This is a genomic window from Ruegeria sp. AB9 (assembly GCF_056542585.1).
Genome location: NZ_JBQGAA010000019.1, coordinates 34,613 through 52,087, shown reverse-complemented (window position 1 = coordinate 52,087; position 17,475 = coordinate 34,613). Strand labels below are relative to the sequence as shown.

Below are 17,475 nucleotides of genomic sequence, written 5' to 3'. Positions count from 1 at the left end.
CTCGCTACGACAGATGTCCGAAGGCCTTCCTCTCAGCAATCGCCCTGGCCGCAACCGTCATCTACTGGCTTTGAAATTCAATGAGTCCAGAGCCTAGAAGATGAGGTCCTCGTCGGATCATCGCATTCCTGTACGGGTCGTCGGAAAACGCATGGGCATCGCACGGGATGGAGCATGGGGCCACCGAAAACCCGAAACAAGGCTTGTCGCAATTGGCGCACCGGGAGCCCTTTCGAAACACGCGCTTTCTGATACGTTGTTGGAGACCGCATAGCGGCAAAATTTACCAAACTTGTTTGAGTGTGTTTCTTAATTTCCAACAGGTAACAGCTCGCAAATCCGCCGCACCGAGGATCAGGTAAGGAGAAACATCTTACTGATGAGACAGGTTAGGAAATTGATTCAAGTAAACGCATTAATCGCACCCGCCACTGCGATGGTATTTTCGGGCGCGGCGGCAAACGCGCAAGAAATCTCAAGTCGAGAATTGCCGAGTTCAACCGGAGGACAAAATGCCGGGTAGTTTTCTGCTTTCCATGGGCTTGAGGCGTTACCTCGAGCAGCCGATTTCATTTGCAGCGGCTCCGCTCAGGAGTTCGCGACGGAAAAGAAATCGAAAATTGTTTCGATCAATCAGCGTGATTGAGCGCGCCGCTACCTACAAGCTGTTGAAGGACAATCCAGTCACGAGCTGCCTCAATCCAAGCGCTGCACCGGCAAAGATCGCAGCGAAGGTAACAGGTGCACTGTAGGCCAAGAGGGAGAAGGCCGATATACCTTGTCCAACACTGCAACCAACCGCTATGATTGCTCCTGGCCCCATTATCGCCGCGCCCAGCATTTGCCGTTTGAGTTCGCGCGGGTCTTCACACGCTTCCCACCGGAAATGGCCTTTTGACCATGACCCTAAAAAAGCACCGATAAGAACACCTGAAACCGACCCGACTGCAAAGGAAAGCGTGTTTCCGGATGCTGTCATGAGGTAAAAAATGGTATCACCGAGAGGGGCAGCGAAGGTATGGGTTTGCACCGGCTCTCCATCAAACCCGTGTGTCGCAACCCAATGTGTGCCGAGCCATCCTGAGATGATCGCCAATCCAACTGCGGTTCCCCAAAATATTTGTGCAGGATTGCGGCGAATACGTTCATTTGCCAAAGCAAAAATCACCAAAGCAACGCCTATGACCGAGCCAATGAGCCATGCCGGAACAGAGGTCAGTCGTTCGGAAAGAAAGCTGATGCCTTGAGGTTCGCTGAGGTTCATTTCGACTGGAAAAACCCAAACCCTCAGGTGCGCCAGCGGTCCCGACATCACGACATAGGCAGAAAGACCCATGATCAGAACAATGACGAATGATCGAAGGTCTCCGCCTCCAAGCCTGGCCAATGCGCCGTAGCCACAGTTTCCGCTGATAGCCATGCCGTAACCGAACATGAGCCCGCCTATGATCGAGCCGATCGGGTTCCAAGTTTGTGCAAGATAAGTGGTTTCGACCGGGTTGAACCATCCAAACGCCATAGCGGCGTGGCTGCCTGCAATAGCAACGCCTATCGCAACGGCCCACATGCGCAGTCGTCGGTCGTCGCCGGCATAAAGGAAGTCCTCGATCGCGCCCAAAGTACAGAAACGACCGATGCGCGCAGCAAGGCCCAATACGATGCCACCGATTAATCCAATCAACGCAACAGTATTGGCATCTCCCAGAAATTCGAACATGGCCAGTCCCCTCCCAAAGCTGGCGGTGATTCAAACGGGCTTCTATTTCTCCCGACAGAAAAGATCGTAGACAACTTCGAGGATCTGCGTCGATCGGTCATCCGCCAGTCTGTAATAGATCGTTTTTCCCTCGCGACGTGTCTTGACCAAGCCCTCAAACCGTAATCGGGATAGCTGTTGGGACACCGCCGCCTGCCGGGCCGACAGCATCTCCTCCATCTGAGTGACTGACTTTTCGCCGGACGACAAATAGCAGAGAATCATCAGACGCCCTTCGTGGCTGATTGCCTTGAGGAAGTTTGACGCCGTCTGCGCGTTCTCCATCATCCTGTCCAGATCTTCGTCGCACATGTCCTTGGTGAACACAGGCAGCTTCGATGGTTTGTCCAACAAGATCGCCTCGCTTACTTGGCTTCACGTATTCAAAACAGTTTATGTAATTTGGCGCGATTTAGCCAGAGCTCTCAGTCGGTACCCCAGCGTCACGAAGTAAAACACCCAGCAATCCCCAGAAAAAGTCGTCACCCGGGTAGCCTTCGATCCGGCCCACCTCTCGGCCATTGTCCAGCAAGACAAAGGTTGGAGTGTAGTAAAGCGGCCTTTCCAAAGTGATGCTGTCCGGTATTGCTGTGTGGATATCGACGCGTTGAAGCGGAGCAGCTTTTCCTTCGGGTGTTTTTGGATAGATTTCTGAGATTTCGGTGTCCCAGCGGGCGCACCATATACACCCATCTTCTTCCGCCATCAGAAGCGTCATTTCCGCCCGTGAAACGACAGGAGCTACAAACAGTGTGAGGGCAAGCAACAGCAGGAGTAGGTGGCGCATCTCAGGCTCCGATTGACCATAGCGTTTTATCTTTATAATTTTGAATGTGTGAATGATATCGTGTCAGAACGGATTTGACCATGCTCGACATTACATTTGCAGGTGCTTTGGTCGCCGGGCTGTTGTCGTTTCTGTCCCCGTGTGTTCTGCCAATTGTTCCTTTTTATCTTAGCTATCTGGCGGGTGTCGGGATGGAACAGATTTTGTCGGGTGCAACTGTCCCTGCGGATGTCCGTCGAAAGGCGACACTATCCGCGCTCGCATTTGCAGCAGGAATCATAACGATTTTCATGGCGCTCGGCGCAACGGCTTCGATTTTGGGACTACTGGTTCGGGAGTACTTTGACATTCTGCGTTGGATTGCAGCGGCCATTATCATTGCCATGGGCCTGCATTTCTTGGGGCTCATTCGCGTCGGGTTCCTGTATCGCCAGTTCCGCGCGGACATCGGCGAGACGTCGAATGTAAGCCTGATCGGGGCCTTCGTTCTTGGGCTGGCCTTTGCCTTTGGCTGGACCCCCTGCGTCGGGCCGGTACTGGCCGCAATCCTGTTCACCGCAGCGGGAACCGAGACGGCGTGGCGCGGAGCCGCGCTTTTGTTCGTTTACGGGGTGGGAATGACCGCGCCGTTTGTTCTGGCGGCTTTTCTGGTCCGTCCTTTCATGCATTGGATGGCACGATTTCGGAAACACCTGCCACTGATCGAGAAGGCTATGGGTGCTCTGCTGATTCTGTTCGGCGTCCTGATCGCGACCAACTCGATAAACCATATCGCGCAATGGATGCTGGACCACATGCCCTGGTTCGCAGCCATTGGCTAATTCGGGAGGAAGATATGAAACGAGTTTTGTTCGTCTTGTTTGCTTTTCTTGTCGGTGGGGCGGTTTCCTCTGCTGAGCTTGGCGATGACGGCCTCCACAAAACGCCGTGGATGCGGGACACTTTCAAAGACCTTCGAGAAGACTTGGAAGAAGCGTCGGCGGAAGGCAAACGTTTGGTTTTGTTCATTGAGCAACAAGGCTGCATCTACTGCAAAAAGATGCATGAAGAGGTTTTCCCTCAGCCCGACCTGGCGGCGTATATCGAAGAGAACTTCTTTGTTGTCCAATTGGACCTGCACGGTAGCACCACGGCTATCGACTTCGATGGAGAAGAAGATGAGCAAAAAGCGCTGATGCGCAAATGGGGGATTCTGTTTACACCGACGCTTGTTTTTCTGCCCGAAGACGTGCCCGATGACGCCACTGCCATCGAAGCGGCGGTTGCCGTAATGCCGGGAGCGTTCGCGAAAGGAACAACGTTAGACCTTTTTACGTGGGTCTACGAGGAACGTTACACGCTTGATAACGGAGAAGATTTTCAGCGCTATCACGCACGTCGCATTCAGGAGCGAAACAATATTTCGCAGGATTGATCTCCGCGGCCATAAATAAAAAAATTCATTATAATGAATTTAATGTTGCGATAAGCCATACCCGTCGACTACGGTACACAAGGCTTTGGGTCGCAAAGCGCCATCGGCGCGGTAGCAAATGGGAGGGATCATGAAGCTAAGACTCTTAATGGTGGTCTGCGCAACGACAGGTGGTGCCGTCTTCGCGGCAGAAACCGGACCGAAAGACGTAACCTATGACGACTATGGTGCGGTAGAGGAATCGCTGAGCGGTGTTTCAGGCGATGCAGCCAACGGCGCGATCATCGTTGGTGACAAGTCGAAAGGCAACTGTGTAGCCTGCCACGCGGTCACGGCTTTGGCAGAGATCCCGTTTCACGGCGAGGTCGGCCCTATGCTGGATGGCGCCGGTGATCGTTGGTCCGAGGCGGAACTTCGGGGATTGGTCGCGAACGCAAAGATGACATTCGAAGGCACGGTAATGCCCGCGTTCTACAAGGATGACGGATATATCCGCCCAGGCGATGCCTATACCGGCAAAGCGCCGTCTGCACCTTTGACGTCGATCCTGACGGCACAGGAAATTGAGGACGTTGTCGCATTTCTCGCGACCCTGAAAGAAGAATAATCACGCCTGCCTGCGTGAAATTTCGAAGATTCAAAGGAGATTGAAAATGGAACTCTCTCGCCGCGAGACTCTGGCCCTTGGCCTGGGCGCCGCGTTCCTGACAATTATGCCGCTTCGCGCTAATGCGGCCGCTGACGATGCGATTGCCGCGTTTACGGGCGGCGCGGATATTGCTGACGGTGGAGTTACGCTGACTGCACCGGAAATTGCCGAGAACGGGAATACTGTACCGATCGAAGTAAGTGCACCGGGCGCTGTTTCCATTCTGATCGTGGCAGCGGGCAACCCTGAGCCAGGCGTCGCAACGTTCAATTTCGGTTCTTTAGCTGCTGAACAAGCCGCCTCGACCCGTATCCGTCTTGCCGGAACGCAGGATGTCATCGCTGTGGCCAAGATGGCGGATGGCAGCTTTGCCAAAGCGTCGGCGACCGTAAAAGTGACAATCGGCGGTTGCGGCGGCTGATCGCCACGCGCCCTGAATAACAGGAGATTAACCAATGGCATCCGGTGTAAAACCCCGCGTCAAGGTTCCCAAGACAGCCGCTGCTGGCGAAACGATCACGATCAAAACACTGATCAGCCACAAAATGGAAAGCGGTCAGCGCAAGGATAAAGATGGCAACGTCATCCCGCGTTCGATCATAAACCGCTTCACGTGCGAATTTAACGGCGAGCTTGTCGTCGATGTAACGATGGAACCGGCGATTTCGACCAATCCATACTTTCAGTTCGAGGCGACCGTGCCGGAATCCGGTGAGTTCGTCTTCACCTGGTACGATGACGACGGCTCTGTCTACGACGAAAAAAAATCGATCGAGATCGCCTGACGGCTCGACCACTAAGGCAGATCAGCGCTGGTCGGAGGAGTTGGCGCTGATCCACCAAGGGAGGAACGTAATGAATACCAAGGCACTTACGGCGATCGCGGCAATTCTGGTTTTCCCAGTGGCAGCGATGGCTGGACCGGACGAAGACAATCTTGTGATCAATGATGAGCTGGACATGACCTCGGTCACCGAGGCCCCGGCGCATCTGGAAAACTTGGACACGATCTATTCGGGTTGGCATTTCCGCACGGATGAAACGCAAGCGCTTCAGATTGATGATTTCGACAATCCGGCGATGATCTTCGTCGATCAGGCTGTTGACCTTTTTGAGAAGGTGGACGGTGCTGCCGGTGAAAGTTGTGCTTCATGCCATGATGGCGTGGAGAGCTTTGAAGGGCTGCACACATCCATGCCCAAGGTCGATGCTGAAAACGGCAAGCTGATGGTCATGGAGGATCTGATCAACAAGTGCCGCACGGATCGCATGGAAGCGGATGCCTGGAAATGGTCCGGTGGCGACATGCAGGGTATGGTCGCTCTGATCGGTCTGCAGTCGCGTGGGATGCCAATGAACGTCGCGATTGATGGCGATGCCGCCCCATATTGGGAGCAGGGCAAGGAAATGTACTATACCCGCTACGGTCAGTTGGAGTTGAGCTGTGCCAACTGTCACGAAGACAACTGGGGCAATATGATCCGCGCTGACCACCTGAGCCAGGGTATGATCAACGGCTTCCCGACCTATCGTCTGAAACAGGCCAAGTTGATTTCGCGCCACAACCGATTCCGCGGCTGCATTCGCGATACGCGGGCGGAAACATTTGCCGAAGGCTCAGATGAGTTTCGTGCGCTGGAGCTTTATGTGGCCTCACGTGGCAACGGGCTTTCAGTAGAAACCCCGGCAGTGCGTCAATAACCAACGGCCCGCGCGGAGATGTCCGGTGCGGGTTTTTCGCAGAAATAACATTCACACATTTATATGTGAAATGAGAAAGACATCAGATGATTTCGCGACGAGATTTCCTGCAGGTTTCAATGGCCGCCTCGGCGCTTTACGGCGCCTCCGGGTTTGGTAACTGGGCCAGACTTGCAGCACAACAAAGCCTGACGCAGGATCAACTGCTGGAGTTTGAGACCTTTGGCAACATCAGCCTGATCCATGTCACCGATATTCACGCGCAACTCAAACCGATCTATTTTCGCGAACCCGAGATAAATCTTGGTATTGGCACCGCGCGCGGTCAGATGCCACACGTCACGGGGGCCGCGTTTCGTAAGGCCTACGGAATTGAAGACGGAAGCCCGTCGGCCTATGCGCTCACCTACAGCGATTTTGCAGCACTGGCGAAGACTTATGGCCGGGTCGGTGGTTTGGACCGGGTCTCGACCGTCATCAACGCCATACGCGCGGACCGTCCTGATGCTCTGCTTCTGGATGGTGGCGATACCTGGCATGGCTCATACACCTGCTATCAGACGGCGGGTCAGGACATGGTCAACGTCATGAATGCGTTGAAACCCGATGCGATGACATTCCATTGGGAGTTCACGCTGGGCAGCGAGCGGGTGAATGAAATCGTTGAAGGTCTGCCCTTTGCGGCCTTGGGTCAGAATATCTTTGACGCCGAATGGGACGAGCCCGCTGAATTGTTCCAGCCCTACAAGTTCTTTGATCGGGGCGGCGCAAAGGTCGCCGTGATCGGGCAGGCGTTCCCATACATGCCAATCGCGAACCCAGGCTGGATGTTCCCAGAATATTCATTCGGTATCCGGGATGAAAACATGCAGGCAATGGTGGATGAGGTTCGCGCTGCCGGTGCCGATGTCGTCGTAGTCCTCAGCCATAACGGCTTTGACGTGGACAAGAAGATGGCGGGACGGGTGCAGGGGATCGACGTGATCCTCAGTGGCCACACCCATGACGCGCTTCCCGAGCCGGTTCTGGTCGGTAAAACGCATATCATCGCGTCTGGGTCGAACGGCAAATTCGTCAGCCGCGTGGATCTGGATGTTCGGGATGGGCAGATGATGGGATTGAAGCACAAGCTTATCCCGATCTTCTCTGATGTAATCGCTCCTGATCCATCGATCTCTGCCCTGATCAATGAACAGCGCGCTCCTTATGAGGCGGCACTGAGCGAGGTGATCGGTAAATCGGACTCGTTGCTCTACCGTCGCGGCAACTTTAACGGCACCTGGGATGATCTGATCTGTGATGCCCTGCTCAAAGAGCGGGAGGCAGACATTGCGATGTCGCCCGGCGTTCGTTGGGGGCCGTCGATCCTGCCGGGGCAGGAGATCACGCGCGAGGACATCTGGAACGTCACCTCGATGTCGTATCCGAATGCCTATCGCACCGAAATGACAGGCGAGTTCATCCATGTGATCCTCGAGGATGTTGGCGACAACCTGTTCAACCCCGACCCCTACTACCAGCAGGGCGGCGATATGGTTCGTATCGGTGGGCTGGGCTACCGCATCGACGTGACAAAACCGCAAGGGCAGCGGATCAGCGAAATGATCCTGCTCAAGACGGGTGAAGCGATTGATCCGTCGAAAACCTACGTCGTGGCCGGTTGGGCCAGCGTCAACGAAGGCACCGAGGGTCCGCCGATCTGGGATGTCGTCGAAAATCACATTCGCAACCTTGGCACCGTCACGGTGCAAGAGAACACCAGTGTCGATGTTATCGGCGCTTAAGAAATAGATGGAGACCTAAGAGATATGGATGACGCGTTCACGCCGTCCCGCCGGGCCTTCCTGAAAGGCAGTGCTGCGGTCGCCGCAGGATCAGTCGCCGGCGCGGTTGCGGCAGACACGCCCGACCCCCTGATAACCGAGCTTCAGGATTGGGCATCCTACACAGGCGTGGGGGTCGACGAGACACCTTATGGAATGCCGATCAGCTTCGAATCCGATGTTGTTCGCCGCAACGTGGAATGGCTGACCGCTTCTCCGATTTCGTCGATCAACTTCACGCCGATCCACGCGCTTGATGGCACAATCACACCACAGGGATGCGCCTTTGAACGCCATCACTCGGGCGCGATCGAACTGCGCAAAGAAGATTATCGCCTGATGATCAACGGGCTGGTTGAGCGCCCTCTGGTTTTTACCTATGAGGACATTGAGCGGTTCCCACGCGAGAACCACGTGTATTTCTGCGAATGCGCGGCGAATACAGGGATGGAATGGGCTGGTGCGCAACTCAATGGCGTCCAATTCTCCCATGGTATGATCCATAACATGGAATATACCGGTGTTCCGTTGCGAACGCTGTTGCAGGAAGCGGGCGCCGATATCTCGCCCGACAAATGGGTCTATGTCGAGGGCGCAGACGCATCATCCAATGGCCGCTCCATTCCAATGGAAAAAGCGTTGGATGACGTTTTGGTCGCCTTCAAAGCCAATGGCGAAGCGCTGCGGATGGAGCATGGCTATCCAGTACGTCTGGTCGTGCCGGGTTGGGAAGGCAATATGTGGGTCAAGTGGCTGCGCCGCATCGAGGTTGTCGATATGGCGGTCGAAAGCCGTGAAGAAACATCAAAATACACTGATGTTTACGCTGATGGTACAGCTCAGAAATGGACTTGGGTGATGGATGCAAAATCCGTCATTACGTCACCCAGTCCGCAAATGCCGATCAAACACGGACCGGGTCCGCTGGTCATATCCGGGCTTGCGTGGTCAGGCCACGGGCAAATCACGCGGGTCGATGTTTCCAAAGATGGCGGCATCACCTGGGAGTCGGCGCGCCTTGGCAAGCAGGGCGACAGCAAGGCTTTGACGCGTTTCTATCTCGATACGAACTGGGATGGGGCACCAATGCTCTTGCAGGCCCGGGCGATGGACGAAGCCGGCTATGTGCAGCCTACCAAAGACCAGTTGCGCGAAAAGCGTGGAGAAAACTCGGTCTATCACAACAACTGTATTCAGACCTGGTACGTAAGCGCAGAAGGGATCGCTGAGAATGTCGAAGTCTCTTAGTCATGTTTTCCTGCCTGTTTTCGGCGGCACAGCGTTGGTTCTTGCGGCAGCATTGGCTTTCGCGAACCGGAACTACGGCCAGTCGCAGATCGAAACTCTGGAAACCCGGATCGGTCAGGTTGAGGCGCACGCAGCAGCAGCCCAGGAAAATGCGCAAGCTGAAGCCAACCGAGCAGCCGAGCTGGAGCTCAAAGTCGAAGAAATTCAGGCTGCTGCAGCTGAACGTGTCGCAATTGGTGCGAACCTGACTGCACCAGCGCCCAGCCGCGATGGCGCTTATGGGCTTGGGCGACTTGCTCTGGAGGAAGAGATCGCGGCCTGGGACGTTGATGTTTTGCCGGACGGGCGCGGCTTGCCAGTTGGGTCGGGCGATGTCTGGACCGGAGAAGAGGTCTTTGCCGATCGCTGCGCATCGTGCCATGGCGAGTTCGCGGAAGGTGTGGACAACTGGCCTGTTCTGTCAGGTGGTTTCGATACCCTTGCAGACGAAGATCCCGTAAAAACCGTTGGGTCTTATTGGCCGCATTTGTCGACCGCGTGGGATTACATTTCGCGCTCTATGCCTTTTGGTGAAGCGGGCACGCTGACAGCCGATGAGACCTATGCAATAGTCGCCTACATCCTTTATTCCAACGATCTGGTGGATGATGATTTCGAGTTGAACAATAAAAATTTCGCTGATTTCCAGATGTACAATAAGGACGGTTTCGTAGTCGATGTTCGACCACAGACCGAATACGCTGAATGGCGCGAAGAGCCTTGCATGGAAAACTGCAAAACAGAGACCGCGGTCACCATGCGCTCTGTCTTTCTGGTTGAGACGCCGCCAGAGGGTGGTTCGACTTCGGTCATGAATGATGCCGACGCAGATGAATTGCCAACATTCACGGCGGATGGCCCTTCATTCATTCCAACTGCTGCACCAAAACCGCAGGAAGATGCTGCAACAACGCCCGACGTTCAAAAAGCTGCAGAAACTAGCGAAACCACACAACTGGTCGCTGTAGGCGAGAAAGTCTTCAAGAAGTGCAAGTCCTGTCATCAAGTCGGAGACGACGCAAAGCACAGTACGGGGCCAGCACTGAATGGGGTTGTCGGAGCCAATGCCGGATCGGTTGACGGGTTCAAGTACTCCAAGGCAATGAAGGCCGCTGCAGATGAAGGTCTTGTCTGGACCGATGAAGAAATGGCCGCCTTTCTTGCCAAGCCCAAGGCCTACATGCAAGGAACCCGAATGTCATTTGCGGGCCTTAAGAAACAGGGCGATATCGAAGCTGTGATTGTCTATCTCAAAACGTTTGGCAGTTGACTATGCGGTGGCCGATCGTTCTGATCTGCACCATGATCGTTGGGGCTTTTGCCTCTTCGACCTGTGCGACAGAAAACCTTGGCGATGCTGAAGCCGGTAAAGCGGTGTTTGACAATTGCAAAGGCTGTCATCAGGTCGGCGAAGAAGCCGAAAACAAGATTGGCCCGCATCTGAACGGGGTCTTTGGACGCAAGGCTGCAGGACTTGACGGCTTCAACTATTCCAAGAGTCTTGTGCGCGCGGGCACTTCGGGCCTGGAATGGCATGCGGACACCCTTTCGGCATATATCGAAAATCCACGCGCCTTTGCGTCAGGCACACGGATGAGTTTTCCTGGTCTGACAGACCCGGAAGACCGCGCCAATGTGATCGCCTATTTACGGGAGTTTTCCGACAATCCCAGGGATATCCCGGAAGCAGATCCAACCGCGAAAGGCACAGATCGTTCCGTCAACCTCGCGATTCTGGAAATTCAAGGCGATCCTGAATACGGCGCATACCTCAGCAGCGAATGTACAACGTGCCACCAGATCGAGGGAAGCGATGAGGGTATCCCTTCGATCGTGCATTGGCCGGATGAGGACTTCGTGGTCGCCATGCACGCCTACAAGAACAAGCAGAGGCCACATCCCGTCATGCAAATGATCGCCGGACGGCTAAGCAATGACGAGATCGCGGCGTTGGCCGCCTATTTCAACAATCCAGAGTGACTAACCTAAGGGGAGGAAACGCGATGAAACTTGATAGACGAACCTTTCTCGGAGCCGCCAGTGTAGTGGCAGCCGGGTTGTCGGCACCGATGGTGCTGGCCCAGGGCAAGCCACGGGTCGTCGTCATCGGCGGCGGCGCGGGCGGCGCAACTGCTGCGCGTTACATCGCCAGGGATAGCAAAGGTGAGATTGACGTTACTCTGATCGAGCCCTCCCGCACGTACTACACCTGCTTTTTCTCGAACCTGTATCTGGGAGGGTTTCAGGAGCTTTCGGACATCGCACACAGCTATGGCACGCTGGCAGCGAAATACGGTATCAACGTGATCCACGATTGGGCCGTGGGTGTTGATCGTGACGCAAAGACAGTCTCCTTGGCGGGTGGTGGGGCCGTTCCTTATGACAAGCTGATCCTGAGCCCGGGCATCGACTTTGTCGACGGTGCAGTCGAGGGCTGGGATATCTCGGCGCAAAACAAGATGCCGCACGCCTATAAGGCGGGGTCCCAGACCGAGCTTCTCAAAGCGCAGATCATGGCGATGCCCGAAGGTGGTACTTTTGCCATGGTCGCTCCGCCGAACCCGTTTCGGTGTCCGCCCGGACCGTATGAGCGGGTTTCCATGGTTGCGCATGTTCTGAAGGCGCATAACCCGACAGCAAAGATCATCGTTGCTGACCCAAAACCGAAATTCTCCAAAATGTCATTGTTTCAGGAAGGTTGGGCAGATCACTACGAAGGTATGGTTGACTGGATCGGGGAAGATTTTGGCGGGGGCAACGTGTCGGTGAACCCAGGTGCGATGACCGTTACCATCGACGGCGAAGAGACGAAGGTTGATGTTTGTAACGTGATCCCGGCGATGAAAGCAGGGCGCATCGCGGAAATGGCCGGCGTGACTGATGGCAACTGGGCGCCTGTAAACGCGGACGACATGTCCTCCAAGGCTGATCCGGACATCTATGTCCTTGGCGATGCCAGCCAGCAGGGTGATATGCCGAAATCCGGCTTTTCTGCCAACAGTCAGGCCAAAGTCTGTGCGAATGCTGTGAGAGGCGCACTGACCGGGTCCAAAATATTCCCGGCAAAGTTCTCGAACACGTGCTGGTCGCTGATCGGCACCGATGACGGTGTAAAGGTTGGTGCGACCTATGAGGCGACACCTGAGAAGATCGCCAAGGTGGATGGCTTTATCAGCCAGACGGGCGAAGATTCGGATTTAAGAAAAGCAACCTACGAGGAATCGCTGGGTTGGTATGCCGGTATCACCTCAGACATGTTCGGTTAAGAAGTTCGGGGGCTGGACCACTGTCAAAGCCCCCGAGGTGCAATCTGAGAAAATGCGGTTCAGGAGAAGGATTATGACCATGAAACACTTTATCGCAACAGCCGTGTTTTCCGCTGTCCTCGCAAGTCACGCGCTTGCAGAAGAGATCATCACCACCCCCTTTGACGGCAGTTTTGATGATGCCACGTTCGCCGTCGAGTCCGCGATAGTAGGGCAGGGGCTGGTCATCGACTATGTGAGCCACGTTGGTGAAATGCTGAACCGGACGGGCGCTGATGTCGGCAGCGACAAGCAGATTTTCTCGGCAGCAGATATCTTTATCTTCTGCTCGGCAAAGGTCTCGCGCGAGGTGATGGAAGCTGATCCGATGAACATAGGCTATTGCCCATACGGTATCTTCGTGGCCGAAGACGACAGCGGCGTCAAAGTCGGTTATCGAAGCTATCCGGACGGGGCGATGGAGAAAGTCGAAGCCCTGCTGGCGGGTATTGTCCAAGAAGCCGTCGGGAACTGAGATGAATTACCGACAGTTCTTTCGTGGCCGGTTAGAGCAGCTGCGCGAAGAAGGGAATTACCGGGTCTTTGCGGATCTCGAGCGCCAATGCGGAGCGTTCCCGACAGCGCGCAATCATGCTGAGAACGGTCCCGAGGAAGTGACTGTTTGGTGCTCAAACGATTATCTCGGTATGGGCCAGCATCCCAAGGTGCTCGCCGCGATGCACCAGGCGATTGACAGTTGCGGTGCAGGCGCTGGCGGCACTCGGAATATCTCGGGGACGACCCACGAGCATGTATTGCTGGAGCAAGAGCTGGCAGACCTGCATGGTAAGGACGCGGCATTGCTGTTCACGTCCGGATACGTGTCGAACTGGGCCGCGCTGGGCACCTTGGCGTCCCGCATCCCTGGTATCACGGTTCTGTCGGATGAACTGAATCATGCTTCGATGATCGAAGGCATTCGCCATAGTCGCTGTCAAAAGCGGATTTGGAAGCACAATGACCTTGCGGACCTTGAAAGGCATCTTGCTGACTTGCCAGTCAATGCGCCTAAGCTGATCGCGTTCGAGAGCGTTTATTCCATGGATGGCGATATCGCACCGATTGCCGAGATTTGTGAATTGGCGGATCGCTATGGCGCGATGACTTATCTGGATGAAGTTCACGGGGTCGGACTTTACGGACCGCGTGGTGGCGGCATCGCAGAGCGTGAAGGTCAGATGGATCGACTGACTGTCATCGAAGGAACCTTGGGCAAAGCCTTCGGCGTCGTCGGTGGATACATCGCGGCATCGCATGAGCTCGTCGATTTTGTCCGGTCTTTTGCCAGCGGGTTTATCTTTACCACCGCGTTGCCTCCTGCCATGGCTGCAGGTGCTGCGGCCTCGGTTCGGCATCTGAAGCAAAGTAATGCGGAACGACGCCTGCACCGGCAGCGCGTGTACGAGGTTCGAAACAGGCTGGACGATCTGGGCATTCCACATACGCCGAACCCAAGCCATATCATTCCGGTCATGGTTGGCGATCCGGTCAAGTGTCGCTTCATCTCGGATGTGCTGATGCGCGACTATGGGATTTACATCCAGCCCATCAACTATCCGACCGTCCCTAAGGGAACAGAGCGTCTGCGGATTACACCGTCGCCCGTGCATTCCCCTGAAGACGTGGATCGACTGGTATCTGCTTTGGGTGAGCTATGGACACAATGCCAATTGGCGCGCAGGCCGACGGCCGCGCAGTAACAGTTTGACCGAAGACAAGGACGAAACCGCAACGAGGTGAGAGTTTCTGCCCATGGAGAGGCTCATCGATCTGTTAGGAGACCCAGGCGCATTAGCATTTGCCGGAGTGCTTGTCGGTGTCTTGTTCGGTGTGACGGCTCAGAAATCTCACTTTTGTTTGCGGGCATCGACTGTTGAAGTTGCCGAAGGTGAGTTTGGTCCCCGTTTGGCGGTTTGGCTGATCGCTTTCACGGCAGCGCTTGCGTTGGTACAGGCGCTTGTCACCGTTGAGTGGCTGGACCTGTCCGAAACACGCGCAATCGCCTCAACAGGCAGCCTGAGCGGCGCGTTAATCGGTGGAGCATTGTTCGGCATTGGCATGGTTTTGGCGCGCGGATGTGCATCCCGCCTACTGGTGTTGGCCTCGTGCGGTAATCTGCGCGCCCTTGTGGCAGGATTGATTTTAACCTTGGTGGCTCAGGCAGCTTACACGGGCGTTCTTAGCCCCGCACGCGAGATGCTTTCCGGTATCTGGACCGTCGCAGGTGGTGCGCCGCGCGATCTTTCAGAAATATTCGGTTTTTCACCAGCGGTTTACTCTGCTGTTGCAGCGCTAGGATTGATCTCTGCAATTGCGTTTGCTTCCCACCGTAAAGTCGCGCTTGCAAGGATCGTAACCGCCGCAGGCGTTGGGGTGGCGGTGGCACTTGGCTGGTTGATGACGTTTTCGATTGCGCAGGCATCTTTTGAAGTTGTGCCCGTGTCCTCGGTCACGTTTACCGGCCCGGCCACGGATACACTGATGGCGCTCGTCGCGAAACGGGACGTTGCGTTGTCTTTCGGCATCGGACTTGTTCCGGGCGTTGCAATCGGGGCTGCGACATCGGCTGTTCTTGCCGGTGAGTGGAAGATCGAACGGTTTGGACCGGACACCCCGATGGAACGGTACCTCGTCGGAGCCGTTCTCATGGGCTTCGGAGCGATGCTGGCAGGAGGTTGCGCCGTGGGTGCCGGGTTGTCCGGAGGGTCCGCCCTGTCATTGACGGCGTGGCTTGCCGTATTCTCCATGTGGGTCGGGGCGATCAGCACGCATAGGATATTGATGCGAATTCCAGCTCCGCTGCATTCCTGAGTTACTCAAATTCCATCTGCTCGAAGACGCGCCCGGCATTTTTCGTTGCCAGTTCTTCGAACGTGTCCAGATGGGCATAAGGAGACTGATCGACGTAGTAAGCCTCTGCCAGATCTCCGCCTGCGTCCATGTGCTCCTGAACTTTGCCGCGCAGGTAAACCAGGTAGTCGCGTGTGTATCGGCGCACCTGATCCATGTTTGTCGGATGGCCATGACCAGGGATCACATATGCCGCCATAAAACTTCGAACTCGTTGTCCCAGGTTTCAAGCCAGTCCGCAGTGTAGGTCTCCTGAAAGATCGGCAGCATACGCTCGTGAAATGCCATGTCACCCGCGATGACAAGGTTCTGGTTCGGCAACCAGATCGAGATATCGCCAGGACTGTGGGCAGGTCCGAGGTATTTCGCCTCAATCCGGAATTCGCCCATCTCAACCACGTATTCATCGTCGAATGTCTCGGTCGGGCCAGCCAGAAATGTTCCTTCGGCCTTGTCCTGATTGTATCGCTGCATTCCCTCCAGAATCTGGGGGCCATATTCCTCGAATTCGGCGGCAGCATCCGAATGGGCGATGATTGGAATGCCAAGTTCAGACCAGTAGGCGTTGCCAAGCATCGCGTGCCCCTGACCATTCTCGTTGAAAACAAGTTTGACCGGCTGATCCGTGATTGCCTGAATCTCCTTGTGAAGCGCTTCAGCAAGGACATAGGCCGCGCCGCCGTTTATGACGACCACACCCTCACCTGTTACGATGAAGCTAAGGTTGTTGTTGTGGCCAGAGTTTTCATAGGTGGGTGGAGCGGTTGCGCCAATGGCGGAATATACGCCGGGGATGTATTCGACCGGTTTGGAATACAGCGCGCTATGCGGGTATTGGTCTTCAACATCTTCGCTTGCCCAAACCGGTGTGGCCAAGGCTAACGCAACTACAAGCGATCGCATCATGAAGGCTCTCCAATAAATCGATATGTGGAGCCGGCCTTTTCGACCCGGCCAACCCCACCGTTCGGCAGGTGGAAACCAATTATGTTCATTTGCTCCTGAGAAATCTGATCCAGCAGCGATCTTCGCGTGGCTGCCGCAGTTTGAGGATCTTGATCCGTGCCGCTGTACCAATCGGGGCGTTCAAAAGCCACGTGTGGGTTTCCGAGCGCATCGCCGACAACCATCACGGTTTCACTGCCATTGCGAATTTCAAAGGCCATGTGCCCAGGCGTGTGCCCAAAGCTTGCCCGGGCGGCAATACCAGGCAGGATTTCCTGCCCGTCATCAAAGAAAACGACCTGATCTTCAATTGCTTCCATGCGCCGCCTTGCGCCCACTGCGAACGCGGCGCGATCTTCGCCTATGGTTTCCACCGTCGATGGGTTCCACCAATAGTCCCATTCCTTGCGGGCGAAGTGATATGTGGCATCGGGAAAAAGCAGGTCATCGAAGTCATCCAAAACGCCCCAGATGTGATCTGGGTGCGCATGGGTTAAGATCACGTGGGTGACGTCTTCGGGCGACAGGTCAATTGATTCAAGAGTTTCCAAAAGCTTGCCGGATGTCGGCATGAAATCTGCCCCGGCACCAACATCAAACAGAACCGTGTTTTTACTGTCTCGGTAGAGCGCCACGTTGCACTCTGGCTCGTATTTGGTTGCGTCAGTTTGATTGCGGTTCAGAAGCTGCTTAAGCTCTTCTTTCGGCATGGATCCGAAGACCATCTCTGGCGGCAATGACAGATAGCCGTCCGACAATGTTGTAATTCGAGCCGAGGAACCGAGTTGCAACTCTGCAAGCGCAGTTTTGGACTGAGCGCCCAGTACTGCGAGACATGCGGCGCGGCAGAAGAAAGTGCGTCGAGAAAGTGCTTTTCCATTCATACACAATCATTAAGATGAATGTTTTAATTTGTAAATGACGAAGGATGGAAAAGGGCTGCACTGCCGCGTTCCTC

At 55.2% G+C, this 17,475-nt stretch carries 19 protein-coding genes and 1 pseudogene; 15 read left to right on the top strand and 5 right to left on the bottom strand.

Features of this window, described 5'->3' with window-relative positions; translation table 11 throughout:
• Positions 1-100 precede the first annotated feature (100 nt).
• The gene (locus ACR0K5_RS22875; RefSeq protein WP_480631849.1) at positions 101-274 is read left to right on the top strand and encodes a hypothetical protein; all 174 of its coding nucleotides are present in this window, start codon (positions 101-103) and stop codon (positions 272-274) included.
• Positions 275-658: 384 nt separating this feature from the next.
• On the opposite strand, the gene ACR0K5_RS22870 is transcribed toward ACR0K5_RS22875, so the two are convergent.
• From ACR0K5_RS22870 to ACR0K5_RS22860, 3 genes are all read right to left on the bottom strand, one after another.
• Entirely contained in the window at positions 659-1,717 is a 1,059-nt protein-coding gene (locus ACR0K5_RS22870) for a YeeE/YedE family protein (RefSeq protein WP_480631848.1), read from the bottom strand.
• A gap of 42 nt (positions 1,718-1,759) precedes the next feature.
• Entirely contained in the window at positions 1,760-2,068 is a 309-nt protein-coding gene (locus tag ACR0K5_RS22865) for a metalloregulator ArsR/SmtB family transcription factor (RefSeq protein WP_480631851.1), read from the bottom strand.
• A 100-nt stretch (positions 2,069-2,168) separates the two neighbouring features.
• Positions 2,169-2,543 carry a hypothetical protein gene (locus ACR0K5_RS22860; protein WP_480631847.1) on the bottom strand — a complete coding sequence of 125 codons (375 nt, stop codon included), beginning with the start codon at positions 2,541-2,543 and terminating at the stop codon, positions 2,169-2,171.
• Between the two features lie 80 nt (positions 2,544-2,623).
• Between ACR0K5_RS22860 and ACR0K5_RS22855 the strand changes: the two genes are divergently transcribed.
• The 14 genes from ACR0K5_RS22855 (at position 2,624) to ACR0K5_RS22790 (ending at position 15,533) form a co-directional block, all read left to right on the top strand.
• Positions 2,624-3,364, top strand: a complete 741-nt coding sequence (locus ACR0K5_RS22855; RefSeq protein ID WP_480631846.1) for a cytochrome c biogenesis CcdA family protein — start codon at positions 2,624-2,626, stop codon at positions 3,362-3,364.
• A 14-nt stretch (positions 3,365-3,378) separates the two neighbouring features.
• Positions 3,379-3,957, top strand: a complete 579-nt coding sequence (locus ACR0K5_RS22850; RefSeq protein ID WP_480631845.1) for a thioredoxin family protein — start codon at positions 3,379-3,381, stop codon at positions 3,955-3,957.
• Between the two features lie 130 nt (positions 3,958-4,087).
• Positions 4,088-4,564 carry a sulfur oxidation c-type cytochrome SoxX gene (gene soxX, locus ACR0K5_RS22845; protein WP_480631844.1) on the top strand — a complete coding sequence of 159 codons (477 nt, stop codon included), beginning with the start codon at positions 4,088-4,090 and terminating at the stop codon, positions 4,562-4,564.
• Between the two features lie 46 nt (positions 4,565-4,610).
• A complete protein-coding gene (gene soxY / locus ACR0K5_RS22840) occupies positions 4,611-5,027 on the top strand; it encodes a thiosulfate oxidation carrier protein SoxY (protein WP_480631843.1) in 417 nt (138 codons plus the stop codon).
• A gap of 34 nt (positions 5,028-5,061) precedes the next feature.
• Entirely contained in the window at positions 5,062-5,391 is a 330-nt protein-coding gene (gene soxZ / locus ACR0K5_RS22835; protein WP_480631842.1) for a thiosulfate oxidation carrier complex protein SoxZ, read from the top strand.
• Positions 5,392-5,461: 70 nt separating this feature from the next.
• Positions 5,462-6,307 carry a sulfur oxidation c-type cytochrome SoxA gene (soxA, locus tag ACR0K5_RS22830; protein ID WP_480631841.1) on the top strand — a complete coding sequence of 282 codons (846 nt, stop codon included), beginning with the start codon at positions 5,462-5,464 and terminating at the stop codon, positions 6,305-6,307.
• A gap of 86 nt (positions 6,308-6,393) precedes the next feature.
• Positions 6,394-8,091: a thiosulfohydrolase SoxB gene (gene soxB / locus ACR0K5_RS22825; RefSeq protein ID WP_480631840.1), complete on the top strand. Its 1,698-nt coding sequence runs from the start codon at positions 6,394-6,396 to the stop codon at positions 8,089-8,091.
• 24 nt (positions 8,092-8,115) lie between these two features.
• Positions 8,116-9,378 carry a sulfite dehydrogenase gene (soxC, locus tag ACR0K5_RS22820; RefSeq protein ID WP_480631839.1) on the top strand — a complete coding sequence of 421 codons (1,263 nt, stop codon included), beginning with the start codon at positions 8,116-8,118 and terminating at the stop codon, positions 9,376-9,378.
• Positions 9,362-10,687, top strand: a complete 1,326-nt coding sequence (locus ACR0K5_RS22815) for a c-type cytochrome (RefSeq protein WP_480631838.1) — start codon at positions 9,362-9,364, stop codon at positions 10,685-10,687. Before soxC ends, ACR0K5_RS22815 begins: the two co-directional genes overlap by 17 nt.
• 2 nt (positions 10,688-10,689) lie before the next feature.
• Positions 10,690-11,397, top strand: a complete 708-nt coding sequence (locus ACR0K5_RS22810) for a c-type cytochrome (protein WP_480631837.1) — start codon at positions 10,690-10,692, stop codon at positions 11,395-11,397.
• A gap of 23 nt (positions 11,398-11,420) precedes the next feature.
• Positions 11,421-12,683, top strand: a complete 1,263-nt coding sequence (locus ACR0K5_RS22805; RefSeq protein WP_480631836.1) for an FCSD flavin-binding domain-containing protein — start codon at positions 11,421-11,423, stop codon at positions 12,681-12,683.
• Between the two features lie 79 nt (positions 12,684-12,762).
• Entirely contained in the window at positions 12,763-13,197 is a 435-nt protein-coding gene (locus ACR0K5_RS22800) for a DUF302 domain-containing protein (protein ID WP_480631850.1), read from the top strand.
• A gap of 1 nt (position 13,198) precedes the next feature.
• Complete coding sequence (gene hemA / locus ACR0K5_RS22795) at positions 13,199-14,422, top strand: 5-aminolevulinate synthase (protein ID WP_480631835.1); 1,224 nt, start codon at positions 13,199-13,201, stop codon at positions 14,420-14,422.
• 52 nt (positions 14,423-14,474) lie between these two features.
• Entirely contained in the window at positions 14,475-15,533 is a 1,059-nt protein-coding gene (locus ACR0K5_RS22790; protein ID WP_480631834.1) for a YeeE/YedE family protein, read from the top strand.
• A 1-nt stretch (position 15,534) separates the two neighbouring features.
• Here the strand turns inward: ACR0K5_RS22790 and ACR0K5_RS22785 are convergent.
• Positions 15,535-16,478: pseudogene (locus ACR0K5_RS22785) on the bottom strand (MBL fold metallo-hydrolase).
• On the bottom strand, positions 16,475-17,401 hold the full coding sequence (locus ACR0K5_RS22780) for an MBL fold metallo-hydrolase (protein WP_480631833.1): 927 nt from the start codon (positions 17,399-17,401) through the stop codon (positions 16,475-16,477). The pseudogene ACR0K5_RS22785 and the gene ACR0K5_RS22780 overlap by 4 nt, the downstream one beginning before the upstream one ends.
• Positions 17,402-17,475: the final 74 nt, after the last annotated feature.

What these genes read in the sequence shown, in the direction of transcription:
- ACR0K5_RS22780 (WP_480631833.1), bottom strand. Translation starts at nt 17,401, where the DNA reads ATGAATGGAAAAGCACTTTCTCGACGCACTTTCTTCTGCCGCGCCGCA.
- ACR0K5_RS22805 (WP_480631836.1), top strand. Translation starts at nt 11,421, where the DNA reads ATGAAACTTGATAGACGAACCTTTCTCGGAGCCGCCAGTGTAGTGGCA.
- soxY (WP_480631843.1), top strand. Translation starts at nt 4,611, where the DNA reads ATGGAACTCTCTCGCCGCGAGACTCTGGCCCTTGGCCTGGGCGCCGCG.
- soxB (WP_480631840.1), top strand. Translation starts at nt 6,394, where the DNA reads ATGATTTCGCGACGAGATTTCCTGCAGGTTTCAATGGCCGCCTCGGCG.
- ACR0K5_RS22815 (WP_480631838.1), top strand. Translation starts at nt 9,362, where the DNA reads ATGTCGAAGTCTCTTAGTCATGTTTTCCTGCCTGTTTTCGGCGGCACA.
- hemA (WP_480631835.1), top strand. Translation starts at nt 13,199, where the DNA reads ATGAATTACCGACAGTTCTTTCGTGGCCGGTTAGAGCAGCTGCGCGAA.
- ACR0K5_RS22875 (WP_480631849.1), top strand. Translation starts at nt 101, where the DNA reads ATGAGGTCCTCGTCGGATCATCGCATTCCTGTACGGGTCGTCGGAAAA.
- ACR0K5_RS22800 (WP_480631850.1), top strand. Translation starts at nt 12,763, where the DNA reads ATGAAACACTTTATCGCAACAGCCGTGTTTTCCGCTGTCCTCGCAAGT.
- soxZ (WP_480631842.1), top strand. Translation starts at nt 5,062, where the DNA reads ATGGCATCCGGTGTAAAACCCCGCGTCAAGGTTCCCAAGACAGCCGCT.
- ACR0K5_RS22860 (WP_480631847.1), bottom strand. Translation starts at nt 2,543, where the DNA reads ATGCGCCACCTACTCCTGCTGTTGCTTGCCCTCACACTGTTTGTAGCT.
- soxX (WP_480631844.1), top strand. Translation starts at nt 4,088, where the DNA reads ATGAAGCTAAGACTCTTAATGGTGGTCTGCGCAACGACAGGTGGTGCC.
- ACR0K5_RS22855 (WP_480631846.1), top strand. Translation starts at nt 2,624, where the DNA reads ATGCTCGACATTACATTTGCAGGTGCTTTGGTCGCCGGGCTGTTGTCG.
- soxC (WP_480631839.1), top strand. Translation starts at nt 8,116, where the DNA reads ATGGATGACGCGTTCACGCCGTCCCGCCGGGCCTTCCTGAAAGGCAGT.
- ACR0K5_RS22870 (WP_480631848.1), bottom strand. Translation starts at nt 1,717, where the DNA reads ATGTTCGAATTTCTGGGAGATGCCAATACTGTTGCGTTGATTGGATTA.
- ACR0K5_RS22790 (WP_480631834.1), top strand. Translation starts at nt 14,475, where the DNA reads ATGGAGAGGCTCATCGATCTGTTAGGAGACCCAGGCGCATTAGCATTT.
- ACR0K5_RS22810 (WP_480631837.1), top strand. Translation starts at nt 10,690, where the DNA reads ATGCGGTGGCCGATCGTTCTGATCTGCACCATGATCGTTGGGGCTTTT.
- soxA (WP_480631841.1), top strand. Translation starts at nt 5,462, where the DNA reads ATGAATACCAAGGCACTTACGGCGATCGCGGCAATTCTGGTTTTCCCA.
- ACR0K5_RS22865 (WP_480631851.1), bottom strand. Translation starts at nt 2,068, where the DNA reads ATGTGCGACGAAGATCTGGACAGGATGATGGAGAACGCGCAGACGGCG.
- ACR0K5_RS22850 (WP_480631845.1), top strand. Translation starts at nt 3,379, where the DNA reads ATGAAACGAGTTTTGTTCGTCTTGTTTGCTTTTCTTGTCGGTGGGGCG.